This window comes from Thermodesulfovibrio hydrogeniphilus, from assembly GCF_054657355.1.
In genome coordinates this window covers 1,646,903-1,660,706 of sequence record NZ_BAAHYW010000001.1, presented here as the reverse complement: position 1 = coordinate 1,660,706, position 13,804 = coordinate 1,646,903, and the positions used below count along the sequence as shown (strand labels likewise).

The 13,804-nt window shown below is 35.9% G+C and carries 17 protein-coding genes and 2 tRNA genes; 7 read left to right on the top strand and 12 right to left on the bottom strand.

Translation table 11 applies throughout. The features are described from left to right. A complete protein-coding gene (locus ACYQ3P_RS08300) occupies positions 1-873 on the top strand; it encodes a phosphoribosylaminoimidazolesuccinocarboxamide synthase (RefSeq protein WP_460177437.1) in 873 nt (290 codons plus the stop codon). Here ACYQ3P_RS08300 and ACYQ3P_RS08295 read toward each other — a convergent pair. From ACYQ3P_RS08295 to ACYQ3P_RS08285, 3 genes are all read right to left on the bottom strand, one after another. Next, positions 854-1,696, bottom strand: coding sequence for a deoxyribonuclease IV (locus ACYQ3P_RS08295; protein ID WP_460177436.1), 843 nt, complete (start codon positions 1,694-1,696; stop codon positions 854-856). The genes ACYQ3P_RS08300 and ACYQ3P_RS08295 overlap by 20 nt on opposite strands. Positions 1,697-1,709: 13 nt before the next feature. After that, positions 1,710-1,782, bottom strand: a tRNA-Cys gene (locus ACYQ3P_RS08290). 8 nt (positions 1,783-1,790) lie between these two features. Then, positions 1,791-1,863, bottom strand: a tRNA-Gly gene (locus tag ACYQ3P_RS08285). Between the two features lie 179 nt (positions 1,864-2,042). On the opposite strand from ACYQ3P_RS08285, the gene ACYQ3P_RS08280 reads away from it, so the two are divergent. The 4 genes from ACYQ3P_RS08280 to moaC are packed head-to-tail and all read left to right on the top strand — an operon-like array spanning position 2,043 to position 4,965. Beyond that, positions 2,043-2,225 (top strand): hypothetical protein, encoded by a 183-nt coding sequence (locus ACYQ3P_RS08280; RefSeq protein WP_460177435.1) that lies wholly within the window; start codon positions 2,043-2,045, stop codon positions 2,223-2,225. A 20-nt stretch (positions 2,226-2,245) separates the two neighbouring features. Beyond that, positions 2,246-3,769: a DHA2 family efflux MFS transporter permease subunit gene (locus ACYQ3P_RS08275; RefSeq protein WP_460177434.1), complete on the top strand. Its 1,524-nt coding sequence runs from the start codon at positions 2,246-2,248 to the stop codon at positions 3,767-3,769. Beyond that, on the top strand, positions 3,756-4,490 hold the full coding sequence (locus ACYQ3P_RS08270) for an SDR family oxidoreductase (protein ID WP_460177433.1): 735 nt from the start codon (positions 3,756-3,758) through the stop codon (positions 4,488-4,490). Before ACYQ3P_RS08275 ends, ACYQ3P_RS08270 begins: the two co-directional genes overlap by 14 nt. A gap of 1 nt (position 4,491) precedes the next feature. Beyond that, entirely contained in the window at positions 4,492-4,965 is a 474-nt protein-coding gene (gene moaC / locus ACYQ3P_RS08265; protein WP_460177432.1) for a cyclic pyranopterin monophosphate synthase MoaC, read from the top strand. Here moaC and ACYQ3P_RS08260 read toward each other — a convergent pair. Next, a complete protein-coding gene (locus tag ACYQ3P_RS08260) occupies positions 4,962-5,465 on the bottom strand; it encodes a hypothetical protein (RefSeq protein WP_460177431.1) in 504 nt (167 codons plus the stop codon). The two genes, moaC and ACYQ3P_RS08260, sit on opposite strands and share 4 nt — an antisense overlap. A 21-nt stretch (positions 5,466-5,486) precedes the next feature. On the opposite strand from ACYQ3P_RS08260, the gene ACYQ3P_RS08255 reads away from it, so the two are divergent. Continuing rightward, positions 5,487-6,209, top strand: a complete 723-nt coding sequence (locus ACYQ3P_RS08255; RefSeq protein ID WP_460177430.1) for an ABC transporter ATP-binding protein — start codon at positions 5,487-5,489, stop codon at positions 6,207-6,209. A 1-nt stretch (position 6,210) separates the two neighbouring features. Then, the gene (locus tag ACYQ3P_RS08250; RefSeq protein ID WP_460177429.1) at positions 6,211-6,969 is read left to right on the top strand and encodes an ABC transporter permease; all 759 of its coding nucleotides are present in this window, start codon (positions 6,211-6,213) and stop codon (positions 6,967-6,969) included. A 235-nt stretch (positions 6,970-7,204) separates the two neighbouring features. On the opposite strand, the gene ACYQ3P_RS08245 is transcribed toward ACYQ3P_RS08250, so the two are convergent. Genes ACYQ3P_RS08245 through def form a run of 8 tightly spaced genes read right to left on the bottom strand, consistent with a single transcriptional unit; the run spans position 7,205 to position 13,802 of the window. Next, positions 7,205-8,518, bottom strand: coding sequence for a DUF512 domain-containing protein (locus tag ACYQ3P_RS08245; RefSeq protein ID WP_460177428.1), 1,314 nt, complete (start codon positions 8,516-8,518; stop codon positions 7,205-7,207). Then, positions 8,511-9,050, bottom strand: a complete 540-nt coding sequence (locus ACYQ3P_RS08240) for a CDP-alcohol phosphatidyltransferase family protein (RefSeq protein ID WP_460177427.1) — start codon at positions 9,048-9,050, stop codon at positions 8,511-8,513. The genes ACYQ3P_RS08245 and ACYQ3P_RS08240 overlap by 8 nt, the downstream gene beginning before the upstream one ends. A 2-nt stretch (positions 9,051-9,052) precedes the next feature. Next, positions 9,053-10,069, bottom strand: coding sequence for a tetratricopeptide repeat protein (locus ACYQ3P_RS08235; protein ID WP_460177426.1), 1,017 nt, complete (start codon positions 10,067-10,069; stop codon positions 9,053-9,055). Next, positions 10,066-10,575, bottom strand: coding sequence for a PASTA domain-containing protein (locus ACYQ3P_RS08230; protein ID WP_460177425.1), 510 nt, complete (start codon positions 10,573-10,575; stop codon positions 10,066-10,068). The genes ACYQ3P_RS08235 and ACYQ3P_RS08230 overlap by 4 nt, the downstream gene beginning before the upstream one ends. Next, positions 10,576-11,874, bottom strand: coding sequence for a 16S rRNA (cytosine(967)-C(5))-methyltransferase RsmB (gene rsmB, locus ACYQ3P_RS08225; protein ID WP_460177424.1), 1,299 nt, complete (start codon positions 11,872-11,874; stop codon positions 10,576-10,578). It abuts the gene before it with no gap. Beyond that, positions 11,835-12,386: a DUF116 domain-containing protein gene (locus ACYQ3P_RS08220; protein WP_460177423.1), complete on the bottom strand. Its 552-nt coding sequence runs from the start codon at positions 12,384-12,386 to the stop codon at positions 11,835-11,837. Before ACYQ3P_RS08220 ends, rsmB begins: the two co-directional genes overlap by 40 nt. After that, positions 12,361-13,293, bottom strand: coding sequence for a methionyl-tRNA formyltransferase (gene fmt / locus ACYQ3P_RS08215; protein WP_460177422.1), 933 nt, complete (start codon positions 13,291-13,293; stop codon positions 12,361-12,363). The genes ACYQ3P_RS08220 and fmt overlap by 26 nt, the downstream gene beginning before the upstream one ends. 8 nt (positions 13,294-13,301) lie before the next feature. Beyond that, the gene (gene def, locus ACYQ3P_RS08210; protein ID WP_460177421.1) at positions 13,302-13,802 is read right to left on the bottom strand and encodes a peptide deformylase; all 501 of its coding nucleotides are present in this window, start codon (positions 13,800-13,802) and stop codon (positions 13,302-13,304) included. Positions 13,803-13,804: the final 2 nt, after the last annotated feature.

The window sequence follows — 13,804 nt, the reverse complement described above, 5'->3', positions numbered from 1 at the left end:
ATGTTAGTCCTTCAGACAAATCTTGAGGGTGTAAAATTTTTAAGAAGGGGAAAAGTAAGAGATATTTATGAAGTAGACAATTATCTGCTTATAATAGCATCAGATAGAGTTTCAGCCTTTGATGTTGTTCTTCCAAATGGTATTCCTGGCAAAGGAAGAATATTAACGCAGATTTCTCTTTTCTGGTTTGGCAAAGTAAAGGATATAGTTGAAAATCATTTAGTAACAGCCAGAGTAGATGAATTTCCAGAACCCTTAAAAAAATACAAAGATATACTTGAAGGAAGAAGCATGCTTGTAAAAAAAACAGAGCCTTTACCAGTTGAATGCATTGTTCGTGGATATATAACCGGCTCTGGTTGGAAGGACTATAAAAAAACAGGAATGGTTTGTGGAATTAAGCTACCAGAAGGACTTAAGGAATCTGAGAAGCTTCCTGAGCCAATTTATACTCCAAGCACAAAAGCACAAGAGGGTCACGACATAAATATAACCTATGAAGATACTGTGAAAATTCTAGGTGAGGATACTGCAAGAAAAATAAAAGAACTCTCCATTGCAATATACAAAAGGGCTTCAGAAATTGCTGAAAAAAAAGGAATAATAATTGCCGACACAAAGATGGAATTTGGAATCTATGACGGTAAGATTATTTTAATTGACGAGCTTTTGACTCCAGATTCTTCAAGATTTTGGTCAATGAAAGATTATATGCCGGGAAAACCTCAGGACAGCTATGACAAGCAAATTATAAGGGATTACTTACTTTCAATAGACTGGGATAAAAAACCACCAGCACCAGTTCTTCCAGATGAGATAGTGAAAAAGACTGCAGAAAGATATGAGGAAATATTCAGAATTCTAACTTCTTAAGAATTTCTCTTACAGTATTGAGATTTTTAACATCATCTTGAAGCCCCTTTTTAGGGGTTTCAAGAATTAAAGGAACATGGGAAAGCTCTTTTATGCTTAAAAATTTTGTGAATCCCTCTACTCCTATATGTCCTTTTCCAATGTGTTCATGCCTGTCAATTCCCGAGCCAGCGACAGATTTTGAATCATTGAGATGAATTAGTTTTATGAGACTAAAGTCTCCATATTTTTTCATATCATTCATAAATTTTTCTATTCCTTCATCCTTTGCAATATTATATCCAGCAGCAAAAAGATGGCATGTGTCTATGCATACTCCTGCAATGTTTTCATCCTTTATTTTTTCAAAGGTTTCAAATAAATCGGGAATGTTTGCAGTAATTTTGCTTTTTGCAGTATTTTCAATTAAGATTTTGCATTTTTGTAAGCTTCCGACTTTTCCGAATCCCTCACGAGTTTTTTCATATATTTCTGACTTTTCCATTTCCTTGTTGTCCTTAAGATGAATAACATAATAATCACTTTCAAGCATGTCAGCAGATAGAACTTCTTTTTTCAAAAGATATCTTGATGAGGCTATTGTTTTTGGTGTTGATGAGATAAGATTTATGAGATATGAAGCATGCACTACAAGAGGGTTAAGGCTGTGAATTTGTCTTTGTTTTATAAACTCTTCGATGGTTGCGTTATCAAACTCAGGAATTTGCCAGACTTGAGGACTATGAAGAAATATCTGAAATGTAGTGCATTTTAATTCAACTGCCTCTGCAATTGAATTTAAAAGAGAGCTTTTGATTGATGTGTGGACGCCTAAAGGTCTCATTGATTTTCATCAAAGGCGACGGCCGGATTCGAACCGGCGAATGGCGGTTTTGCAGACCGCTCCCTTAGCCACTTGGGTACGTCGCCAATAAAAAAGCGGGCGACGGGATTCGAACCCGCGACCCCAACCTTGGCAAGGTTGTGCTCTACCAGCTGAGCTACACCCGCATGAAATCGTTAACGATTAATTTTAACCTTTTTCGCTTTTTCTTTGCAAGTCCGATAGAAACTCCCAAAAATAAAGATAAAAACTCGTCACGGCGAGTCTCCGAAGGAGCAAAGCAGCCTTTAACCTAAAAATAGAGATAGACACTCGTCACTGCGAAGCACCTGTTGCGAGAGATAGCGTGGCAATCTGGGGCGAAGCAGTCTCTAATAAGGCTTTATTGAAAAACAAAGTAGAGATTGCTTCGCATCCTTCGGATGCTCGCAATGACAGCAAAAAATACTTAATTTTCAAATGGTTATACCAATTATTGGATTTCTATCGCTATTTTTGGGTAATTGAGGATTATCGTCAAAGTTTTTGATGTTGTTATATAATATTCAAATGAAAAGATTCTGGATAGTTCTTACAGTAATGCTTCCTACCTTCATTGAAATTCTTGACACTACTATTAACAATGTTGCCTTAAGACATATTGCAGGAGATATGTCAGCGGGAACAGAAGAGTCTACTTGGATTATCACATCGTACCTTGTTGCAAATGCAGTAGTAATTCCAATGGCAGGATGGCTTGCAAGGGTATTTGGAAGAAAGAATTATCTGATATTTTCAATTTCACTTTTTACAATTGCCTCGCTTCTTTGCGGTACTGCATGGAGTCTTAGCTCTCTCATATTTTTCCGAATTCTGCAAGGTATTGGAGGCGGTGGCCTTCAGCCCTTAAGTCAGAGCATACTTCTTGAGGTCTATCCAAAAAATCAGTATGGCAAAGCAATGGCTATATATGGAATGGGTATAATATTGGCACCAATCTTTGGGCCAATGCTTGGAGGCTGGATTGCAGACAATCTATCTTGGAGATGGATTTATTATATAAACATTCCTGTTGGAGCTATCTCAATTCTGATGACATATCTCGTAATAGAAGACCCACCTTATCTTAAAAGGGAAAAGCTAAAAATTGACTATCCCGGAATTATTTTTCTCTCACTTGGAATTGGATGCCTTCAAGTTGTTCTTGATAAGGGACAGCTTGAGGATTGGTTTGAATCAAGATTCATAGTAACCCTATCCATTATAAGTGCTGTAAGTCTTCTTGCACTTGTTTGGTGGGAGTTAAAAAAGGCAGAGCATCCTGTTGTCAATCTTAGGCTTTTTAAAGATAAAAACTTTTTGTTCGGCAACTTAGTGATGTTTTTTACCTTTGTAAATCTCTTTGGAAGTATTATTTTATTGCCTATTTATGTGCAAAGCCTTATGGGATACACTGCTTACCTTGCTGGACTTGTCTTAGGACCTGCAGGAATTGTTCAGCTTTTAGCGTTTCCCATTAGTGGAAAAATATCAGACAAGCTTAATCCTAAAATTCCTCTTGCCTTTGGAATAATAATGTGCGCCTATTCAACATATCTTATGAGTCTTTTTAATCTTCAGGCAGATTTCTGGAGTTTTGTTTATCCAAGAGCTGTTTTGGCTTTAGGAATGGCTTTTGTTATAACACCTTTAGCAGTTATGACAGTTGCCTTTATTCCAAAAGAAAAAATGCAAGATGCAACTCCCTTAAGCGCTGTGATAAGAAATATCGGAGGCTCGGTAGGGACTGCTATTGTTACCACAATTGTAAGCCAGAGAGCTCAGTTTCATCAGTCAAGACTCGTTGAGAATTTAACTCCCTATGATTTGCCGTATCAGGATACCATTGAAAAACTTAGTGAATATTTATCTACAAGGTCTTTTATGCCTGCAGAAGCGCCAATATACAGGGAACTTCTCAGACAAGCTCAGGCACTTGCATTTAATGATGCCTTCTGGATTTTAAGTGTTGCTATGTTATCAATGCTTCTTACTGTTTTGTTTTTTAAAAGACCAATTTACAAAAAAGGAGGGCTAAAGGATGCAATCCATTAATGGAAAAACAGCAATTATTACGGGAGCATCAAAGGGTATAGGTCTTGCAATAGCTAATAAATTTGCAAAGGAAGGTGCAAATCTCATGCTTGTTGCAAGGTCAGAAGGATTGCTTAAAGATATTTCATCTAAACTTCAAAAAGAATATGACATAAAAGTAGTCTATGCAAAAGTGGATATTACAAAACCAGATGAAATTGAGAAAGCCTTTGAGATTTTTAGAAAAAACTTTCAAGCCCTTGATATTCTTGTGAACAATGCGGGAAGAGGAATTTTCAATTACATTCATAATGGCTCATATAATGAGTGGAGAGAGGTAATAGATTTAAATTTAACTGGACTGATTCACCTTACGCATCTTGCAGTTAACATTATGATTCCTCAAAGGAGTGGACATATCGTAAACATTTCATCGGTCGCTGGACGGGTTGGAATTCCCGGATGGTCAGTTTATTGTGCTACAAAGTGGGCAGTTGTTGGATTTTCTGAATCAATAAGAAAGGAATTGTTAAAATACAATATCCGAGTAACTGTCATAGAACCGGGAGTTGTTAGAACTGAATGGGGAGAAAACATGCCTGAAGAATGGATTACCCAAAGGGCGCACATGGATGCCCTTCGCGCTGAGGATATTGCTGAAGCGGTTTATTACGCTGTAGTTCAGCCGAGAAATGTTTCGGTCAATGAAATTTTAATAAGACCAACAGAACAGGAGAGGTAACATGCTTACACATTTTGATGAAAAAGGAAGAGCTAAAATGGTTGATGTAACTGAAAAACCTGTTACTGAGAGAATTGCAATCACAGAAGCCTATGTAAGAATGAAGCCAGAGACTCTAAAAATGATTTTGAACAGAGAGATTGCAAAGGGAGATGTTTTTCAGGTTGCCCGTCTCGCAGGAATAATGGCTGCAAAGATGACTCCGCATCTCATTCCCCTTTGTCATCCTCTTCCAATTACAAATGTTGAGATAGATATTGAGCCATTAGAAGCTGAAAGTCAAGTTAAGATAACGGTAAAGGTGAAAACTACAGCCCAGACTGGAGTTGAGATGGAAGCAATGGTCGCTGCATCTCTTACTGCTCTTACAATTTATGACATGTGCAAGGCAGTAGATAAAGAAATGGTCATTTCAGAAGTAAAACTTCTTTACAAGGCAGGAGGAAAAAGCGGAGAATTCAGAAGAAGTTCCTAATCCTCCCGAAAGGAGTCTCCGCCGCTGTTAAGCTGACGCTCTACTCTGGGATCAAGACGGATAAAAATTGTGATGATATCACCCTCTTCCTTATATCTTGTATCCACGGGCTTTAACACTCCCCAAACCCATAGAAAATAAAGTGGCTTTATTTCATACCCTACAATGTTTTTTGAAGAATCCCTTAAAACTGTGCATTTTAATGTGCTTATATTAGCAGATGTTAAAATGTCTTTTACAATTTTTAATGCCTCTTTATCATTTAAATTTGGTTGGACACTGTATTTAAAATCAGGTGCATAAGGTTTAAATGATATCTTATCATCAGAAACATCCAATACAATGAAAGTTTCTGGGTCATTAATAAATGAGTTTGAATAAATAATTAAATTGAATTTTCCAGAAATTTGATTCAGATTGCATTCTTCTGCAAGAACTTGTGCAAAAATAAAGGTCGGAAAAAGTAAAATCAAAAATAATGAAGTTTTCAAAACTTTCATAGCTTTATTATACTAAAAAATATGACAGCTGTGGAAGGAAAAAATTTATCAAAGTATTACAAGAATTTTAAAGCCCTTGACCTTGTTAGTTTTGAAATAAAGCAAGGAGAGTGCTTTGGATTTCTTGGTCCAAATGGCGCAGGAAAAACAACTCTAATGGGAATAATTTATGGTTTTATTCAGAATTTTGAAGGAGAGCTTAAAATTTTCAATGGAATAGCGAATAAACATACTTTTCCAAAAATTAAATACAAAATTGGAGTTGTACCTCAGGAGGATAACCTTGATCCTGACTTAAATGTAATTGAAAATCTTCTTGTCTATGCAAGATATTTTGATATTCCAAAGAAAGAGGCAAAGGAAAGGGTAAAGAAACTGCTTGCATTTGTAAAACTTGAAGATTGGATTAATACAAATGTCAGAAAACTATCAGGAGGCATGAAAAGAAAGCTCGTTTTTGCAAGAGGGCTTATTAATAATCCTGATTTAATCATTCTTGATGAACCTACAACAGGACTTGACCCTCGTAGCAGAAAACAAATTTGGGAAAAAATTGAGGAATTAAAGCATTCTGGAAAAACTCTAATTTTAACAACCCATTACATGGAAGAGGCTGAGAAACTCTGCGATAGAATTGCGATCATGGACAAGGGCAAAATTATCGTAATTGATACACCAAGCAATCTTTCAAATGAGTTTGGTGGAAGATTGGAAAAGGTTTATCTTAGCCTGACGGAGAACTAAAATGAGTTTCAAAAGAGCTTTGAGAGTCTGGCAAAGACATGCTACGGTTTACAAAAAACTTTACCGCTCAAGCCTTGCGCTCAATTTTTTTGAACCCTTGCTTTATCTTATTGCACTTGGTTATGGACTTGGTGGTTTTATAAAGGAGATTAATGGACTTTCTTATGTTGAATTCATTGCCCCCGGAATTATAATGTCCTCTGCAATGTATGCTGCATGTTATGAATGCACATACGGAACTTATGTGAGGATGGAGTATCAGAAAACATTTGATGCAATTCTATCAACTCCAATTAGTTTTAATGAGCTTGTTCTTGGAGAGCTTCTTTGGGGAGCGACAAAAAGTTTAATTTATGGAACTATTATAATCTTGGTTATATCCTTTTTTGGACTTGCCAAATCAAACTATATAGTTTTAGTTCCGCTTTTTATAGCTATCTGTGGATTAATTTTTGCAAGTCTCTCACTGATAGCAACTGCAATTGTTCCGGGAATAGATTCTTTTAATTACTTTTATACCCTAATTTTAACTCCCCTTTTTCTCTTTTCGGGAATATTTTTTCCCCTTGAAGGAATGCCTGATATAGTATTGAAACTTTCGGAACTCAATCCTCTCTTTCATCTTGTAAATATATCAAGAGGCTTATGTTACGGCAGACTTGAAAATATGAGTCCTTCTGACTTTTATGTTGTTTTTGTCTATATACTAATTCTTCTTCCTTTGCCATTTATTCTTCTTAAGAAAAGATATCTCCGTTAAAAAATTGCGAATTGTAAAACTTAGACCTAATTTGTGCATTTATCATTATCATTGCAATCATTATTTGAGGGTTGCGAGTGATATCTGCCTTTTGATATTGCCTCGGTATCTCACCCACGCACTGACAACACAACAATTTCATTGCGAGCAGTGCGAAGCGTGGCAACATCTTCGTCGGACGAAAAGCAAAAGCGAGATTGGTTCGCAGAGACTGTTGCAAGCCAATGCGTGGCTACTATTTGCAATGATACTTGAGCATATCACAATTTAGATTAAAAATAGCTGATAGAAGGTCTTCTGGCTCTGTGCCGATTTTTACAGTTTTAGCTTTGAGTATTTTTTCAATATCCTTTATGGTTAAGTTATCTATAAACATGTCTTCAGTATCCCTCATTGTAATATCAGGCACAAGAATGATATCTTTTGGCTCTACATGTGGAGCAAGTTCTTTGATTATATCCTCACCCGGCAGAAGTCCTGTTACGGTAACTGTTTCTCCAAAGAGATTGTTTTTTATTGGATAGGCTTCTATAGGAATATTTTTTTGCCTTATTCTCTCTATGAAGCTTAAAAGATAGGGATAAAATGACATTCCAGTGAAGGTTATAAAGCGATTTTTTACCTTTTTTGAAGGGATGTTTATTTTCATTGCCCTTTGCATGAAAAGAGGAACCATACCAACTCCGTTTTCAATCTGAGGAAAATCATCATAATTTTTAATAGGTGGAAAAGTCATTTCAGCTTTGATATAAAATTCATCAGCAAGATATACAAAGCTAAGTCCATGCTTTTTACGAAACCTCTTCTGAAATGGTTCAACAAGTTTAATAGTCTCTTCAGCTTTTTGCTTGGAGACTGGTTGAAGTCCATTTTTATGATATTTAGTAAGTCCAACTGGAACAATAGCGATAGATGATACATATGGGTAAAGCTTATGAAGCTCTGTTATTGTTTCTTCAAGAACTTCCCCATCATTTATTCCGGGACAAAGAACAACCTGTGTGTGCATCTTTATTTTCATTTTTGCGAGTTTTTTTAATTCATCAAGCACAGAAAATGCATCATAGTTGCCTAACATCATGTTTCTGATTTCAGGATTTACCGCATGGACTGATATATAAAGCGGGCTTAATCTCATTTTTTCAATTCTTTCATAGTCTTTTTGGCTAAGGTTGGTGAGGGTTATGTAATTACCATAAAGAAAGCTTGCCCTGTAGTCCTCATCCTTGATGTATAGGGATTTTCTTAATCCCTTTGGTAACTGTTCAACAAAGCAAAATATGCATTTGTTTCTGCATCTTTTAATAGTAAATGGTTCAACCTCTAAGCCAAGAGGTTCAAATTCAAGAATCATTTCAAAGTTTAATTCTTTTCCATCCCTTGAAACAACTATATTCAACTCTTCAGAATCGGAGAAAAACATGACATCTAATACATCTTTGACTGTGTGCCCATTAATGGAGATTATTCTGTCTCCTTGTCTTATTCCTGCTTTATATGCAGGACTATCTGGTTGTATTGATTCAATTTTTAATCCCCTTCTATTCATTTTCTAATCGGATAATAATGTATTGAATTAGAGAGATAACTGCGATAATACTTACAAGATAATAGGCATAGATTGGGATCTGTGGCACATTGAAATTAAGAGCAAGAAGAATGTAGCCAAAGATTATGACTTGGGAAGCATTACTTATTTTACCAAGTATTGTAGGTTTGCTGATTTTCTTTCTTGATAAATATCTTTCAAGCCATCCTAAGGCAACAAGAATGTCCCTTGTAAAAACCAAAACAAGAAACCATCTTGGAGCAAGTTCATTAATGTAAAATGTTACCATTATGCTTAAAAGCAAAAGTTTATCTGCCAGAGGATCAAGAAATATCCCAAATTTGGAAATTTGATTGAATTTTCTTGCTATTATGCCATCAAGACAGTCTGTCAATCCTGCTATGATTAAAATCTTTAAAGCTGAAGAGTAATCCTTTGCATTCATTGAAAATATGAAAAAGGGAACAAGCATTATTCTTATTAAAGATAGAACATTCGGAATGGTAATGATTTTATCGCTTACAGCATTCATAATTATGGGATATTATATGGAATTGGAAGTTTTCCATTAAGAAAACTTTTAGCATATCTTTTTTCTAAATTAAAGTCAAATTCTTCGCAAATTCGTAGAGCCTCTTTAAAATGTCTCTGGGCAAGTTTCTTCCTTTTCTTTAAATACATTACCATGCCCCTGAGAATTTTGCAGTATGCCTCACCACGAATATCCTGACATTTCTTAAAGTTTTTCTCAGCTTTTTTTATGTATTTTTCTGCCTCTGAAAGTTCGTTTTCTAAAATTTTTAGCATAGCAATGCTCCAAAGTGTATAGGATGAACTTACAATATCACCTATTTTACTATAAATCTCTAAGGCTTTTTTAAAGTTTTTCTTGGCATTTGCAAAATCTCCTTTCATCCTATAGGCATTCCCCAATCCGCAGAATGAATAGGCAGTACCAAATTTATCTACAATTTCTGCAAATATTTTGTTAGCTTTTTGATAATATTGCATAGAATTATCAAAAATACTATAGACCCTTGAACTTCCCCCAAGTCCGCAATAAGTGTATCCAATCGCCTTTTTATTTTTAAGAAGTTTAAAATGTTCAAAGGCTTTCTTAAAGGCATCCAAAGATTTTTTTATTCTTCCACCAAATCTCCAGCAAGCACCTTCAGCCCAATGAGTAAAGGCTATGCCTTTTTTATCTTTGTTTTTTTGATATATTGAACGAGCTTTTTTTACCATTTTTAAAGCTTCTTTCCAATTTCCAACCGCCTTTTTTGAAAGGGCAAGTCCTGTTAAGGCATCTGCAAAACTTAATTCATCATTTAAAGCTTCTGCAACCTCCAAAGCCTCTGTGTAGAATTTTTCAGATTTTTTAAAATTCCCCATTATTCTGTAAATATCAGCCAAAGCAATAAGAGAATCAAGGGCAAGATATGAATCCATTTTTTTTAATGCTGACTTATAAATTTTTTTCCAAAGCCTGAGGGACTCTTTGAAATCTCCGCTGTCTCTGAATTTTTCAGCCCTTTCAATAAGGGTTTTCATTCTTCTGCCTCCTTTTTACCTAAACTTACAATCAGTTTTATAGATTTACCACCCTCCTCTGGCTCTGGTCTTTGGGCAATAACTGTGTTTTTCCCGTATTTTTCTGAGTAGATGTAAATAATTTTCTCCAGAGGAATGCTTTTGTCATTCAAGATTTTTTCAGCTTCTTCAAGGGACATACCAGTAACATCAGGCAAAACTGAAAATCTTAATCCTTTGCTGACAATAACTCCAATTTCTCGTCCCTTTTTTACTTTTGTATTTGGTGGTATTGTCTGCTTGTATATTGTGCCAGATGGTAGTTCCGAGTATTCCTCTCCGTCAATCCTTATATGCAAGCCTTTTTCTCGCAACATCTGATTAGCCTGAACGATATCTTTTCCTTTTAAATCAGGAACTTCTGTTTTACCGCTTGAGACAAAAATAGTAAGTAAAATATATCCAGCAAGAAAACCTCCAACAATGGCTGCAATTATATATAGTATTTTCTTTGCTATCACTTGCATCTATACTTCCCTTCTTTTCAGTTTAGCCATAAAAAATCCATCCATATTATCAAGATGTGGAAATGGGCGTAATATTTTTATACTACAAAATTCAGGATGTTTCTGCAAAAATTTATCAATAACCCTTTCTCCTTCCTCAGTCTCTGTTGAGCATACAGAGTAAACTATAATTCCATTTGGCTTTAAAAATTTGGAAACTCTCTCAAGCATTGCCTCTTGAACTTTTGAGAGTCTCTCTATTTCTGCCTCAGTTACCCTGTATCTTACATCCGGATTTCTACGGACTACACCTAAAGAGGAGCAAGGAGCATCAAGAAGGATTTTGTCAAACTGGCAATCTGTTTCAAATTGAAAGATATCTTTCTCAACCAATTCAAACACAACATTTTGAAGAAACTTTCTATTTCTTTCAATATTTTTAAGCAGAGTTTGATATCTTTTCCTGTTTCGCTCAACAGCAATGATTTTGCCTTTTTTCATTAAGGCACCTGTCAAAAGAGTTTTTCCACCCGGACTTGCGCAGGCATCCAAAACAGTTTCACCTTCAGAGGGTTCAAGTAAAAAGCATACAAGCTGACTTGCTTCATCTTGAACAACCCAGAAAAATGGAGCTTCTTTTAAAGCCTGTCGTATTTCATATCCTTGTCCTTCAATTATTAATCCTGAAGCAGCATGCTTTGTAAATGATGTTTTAAAGCCCTTTGACCTAAAGTAATCAGCGACTTTCTCTCTTTCCTCAGGTTTAACTGCTATGCAAAAAGGAGGTTTTTCGTTATTGGCTTTAAGAAGCGCAATCAGCTCATCCTTTGAAAACCTTTCAGCCCATTTTTTAATCAACCAATCTGGATGGGAATAAAGGATTGAGAGTGAATCAGGAGTTTTTTCCTGTAAGAGTTTGCTCAATCCATTACTTCCGTATTTTCGCAAAAAATTTCTGAGTATGGCATTTACAACAGCAGGCTTTCCATTAAGCGATTTTTCAGTATTTACAGCCTCATTTGTTACTGCATAGGATGCAGTTCCCATGAAAACAAGCTGATAAATGGAGCACCTCAAATTATTAATTGTATGGGATGGAAGCCCTGCCTTATTCTTATAAAACTCCTCAAGAAGCCAGTTTATATAATATAAATTTCGCAAAACTCCGTAAACAGTTTCTATAAGTAGTCCCCTGTCATTTTGGGCAAACTCAGAAAGAATTCTATCGGTGAGAACATTTTTTAAAGATTTCCTCTTGTCCAGTATATCTGTTAAAATTTTTACTGCTGTTTGTCTTGGGTTTTGCTTTTTATTAACCATTCTATAGCTTTCTCAACTTTCTTTAAATCTACAGTTGTATCAATGCAAGGACCGTAAGGTCTTTCATTAGTAATCCCTATTACAGGCAAAGGATAGGTGTCAACAATTCCGCTTGAAAGGTCTCTTTCGCAGGCAACTGCTACAATTGCGTCTGGTCTTACCTCCTTAACCACCTTTCTTGCAATTGTTCCTCCTGTTGCAACTGAAATGGCTACTCCATGTCTTTCTGCAAGTTCAATAAGGTCTTTGATTTTGCATTTACCGCATCTTTTGCATTTAAAAACATCAAATGTGAGCCTTACATCGCATTTAGAATTTTGGATGCAATGCGGTAACAGAATAAGAATTTTCTCTGCATAAACAGGATTTTTCATCACAAGTGAGTTATTTAGCTTAACAACCAAAGCTTGAAACTCAGATTTTTTGGATTTGAAAAATGCTCCTACTAACATGAGAATTGGATATAGCACTCTTAGCACAAAACCTCTAAGAAAATGAGTCCATGCCTTCATTTATTTTTCTTCCAGCAATAAATTCTTGTGATGTCATTATCCTTTTTCCCTCTGGCTGGATAAGTAGAATTTTCAGTAAACCCTCTGATGTGCCCACAATCAAATCGTTCTTAGCTTTAACAATCAAACCCGGTGGTGCTTTTCCCTCCAGAACCTGTGCTTTTATTATTTTAATCCGTTCATCTTTAAAAAAGCAGTATGCACAGGGCCAAGGGTATGTACCTCTTATCAGATTGAATATACTCCTTGCAGAGGCTTCCCAGTTTATTTTTCCGTCCTCTTTTTTTAAAGGAGGAGCATAAACAGGTTCACCATGCTGGGCAACAGGCTTTAAGCCCTGCCTTATTTTTTTCACTGCCTCAACAATCAAATTGGCTCCTATTTCAGAGAGCTTTTTAGAAAGTGTTTCTGCATTGTCCTCATCATCAATGGGAACCTCTTTTTGCAAATATATTGGTCCTGTGTCAAGTCCTTCATCTATCTGCATTATTGTAACACCAGTGACTTTTTCTCCCTTTATCAAAGCCCACTGTATTGGAGCTGCTCCTCTGTATTTTGGAAGCAGTGATGCGTGCAAATTTATGCAACCATACTTTGGAGCATTGAAGACTTCCTTTGGGAGAATTCTTCCAAAGGCTACAACCACGCCAAATTCTGCATTTAGTTGCTTGCTCATGTTTACAAAACTTTCGTCTTTTATCTTTTCAGGCTGTATTACAGGAAGCCCAAATTCAAGTGCAGCCTTTTTTACCTCTGTTGGCTGAAATTTTTTACCTCTTCCCTTTGGTTTGTCTGGCTGAGTTACAACAAGAAGAATTTTCTCTTTGGCTTCTATCAATGCTTTAAGAGTTGGAACTGCAAACTCTGGCGTGCCAAAAAAAATTATTCCTTTTGATTGGGAAGACATTTCAGAGTCTATCTTTTTGTTTTTTGATACTTTCTTCTGAAAAGCTCTTTTTTGAGGGGACTTATTCTGTCTATTAAAAGAATGCCATCAAGATGATCAATCTCATGCTGAAGAGCCCTTGAAAGTAATCCTTCTGCTTCAATCTCTATTTCTTTTCCTTCTCTGTCAAGCCCTTTTACCAATACCTTTTCTTTTCTTTTTAATCTTGTGATAAATCCGGGAAGACTCAAGCATCCCTCTTCGGATAAAATATCCTCATCTGATTGAAGGATTTCAGGATTGATAAGAACGATAAGTTTCTGATTCTCTTCACGGGGACTTGTATCAACTACAATCAGTCTCTTTGAAACTCCAACCTGTGGAGCAGCAAGTCCTACTCCGTTGGCTTTATACATTGTTTCAATCATATCATCAATTAGCTTTTGAAGCTCTGAATCAATATTATCAACTTTTTCAGCTCTTTTCTTTAAAACCTCATCGGGATATTTTCTGATTTCAAGCAATGCCATGA

What these genes read in the sequence shown, in the direction of transcription:
- ACYQ3P_RS08300 (WP_460177437.1), top strand. Translation starts at nt 1, where the DNA reads ATGTTAGTCCTTCAGACAAATCTTGAGGGTGTAAAATTTTTAAGAAGG.
- ACYQ3P_RS08295 (WP_460177436.1), bottom strand. Translation starts at nt 1,696, where the DNA reads ATGAGACCTTTAGGCGTCCACACATCAATCAAAAGCTCTCTTTTAAAT.
- ACYQ3P_RS08275 (WP_460177434.1), top strand. Translation starts at nt 2,246, where the DNA reads ATGAAAAGATTCTGGATAGTTCTTACAGTAATGCTTCCTACCTTCATT.
- ACYQ3P_RS08270 (WP_460177433.1), top strand. Translation starts at nt 3,756, where the DNA reads ATGCAATCCATTAATGGAAAAACAGCAATTATTACGGGAGCATCAAAG.
- moaC (WP_460177432.1), top strand. Translation starts at nt 4,492, where the DNA reads ATGCTTACACATTTTGATGAAAAAGGAAGAGCTAAAATGGTTGATGTA.
- ACYQ3P_RS08260 (WP_460177431.1), bottom strand. Translation starts at nt 5,465, where the DNA reads ATGAAAGTTTTGAAAACTTCATTATTTTTGATTTTACTTTTTCCGACC.
- ACYQ3P_RS08255 (WP_460177430.1), top strand. Translation starts at nt 5,487, where the DNA reads ATGACAGCTGTGGAAGGAAAAAATTTATCAAAGTATTACAAGAATTTT.
- ACYQ3P_RS08250 (WP_460177429.1), top strand. Translation starts at nt 6,211, where the DNA reads ATGAGTTTCAAAAGAGCTTTGAGAGTCTGGCAAAGACATGCTACGGTT.
- ACYQ3P_RS08245 (WP_460177428.1), bottom strand. Translation starts at nt 8,518, where the DNA reads ATGAATAGAAGGGGATTAAAAATTGAATCAATACAACCAGATAGTCCT.
- ACYQ3P_RS08240 (WP_460177427.1), bottom strand. Translation starts at nt 9,050, where the DNA reads ATGAATGCTGTAAGCGATAAAATCATTACCATTCCGAATGTTCTATCT.
- ACYQ3P_RS08235 (WP_460177426.1), bottom strand. Translation starts at nt 10,069, where the DNA reads ATGAAAACCCTTATTGAAAGGGCTGAAAAATTCAGAGACAGCGGAGAT.
- ACYQ3P_RS08230 (WP_460177425.1), bottom strand. Translation starts at nt 10,575, where the DNA reads ATGCAAGTGATAGCAAAGAAAATACTATATATAATTGCAGCCATTGTT.
- rsmB (WP_460177424.1), bottom strand. Translation starts at nt 11,874, where the DNA reads ATGGTTAATAAAAAGCAAAACCCAAGACAAACAGCAGTAAAAATTTTA.
- ACYQ3P_RS08220 (WP_460177423.1), bottom strand. Translation starts at nt 12,386, where the DNA reads ATGAAGGCATGGACTCATTTTCTTAGAGGTTTTGTGCTAAGAGTGCTA.
- fmt (WP_460177422.1), bottom strand. Translation starts at nt 13,293, where the DNA reads ATGTCTTCCCAATCAAAAGGAATAATTTTTTTTGGCACGCCAGAGTTT.
- def (WP_460177421.1), bottom strand. Translation starts at nt 13,802, where the DNA reads ATGGCATTGCTTGAAATCAGAAAATATCCCGATGAGGTTTTAAAGAAA.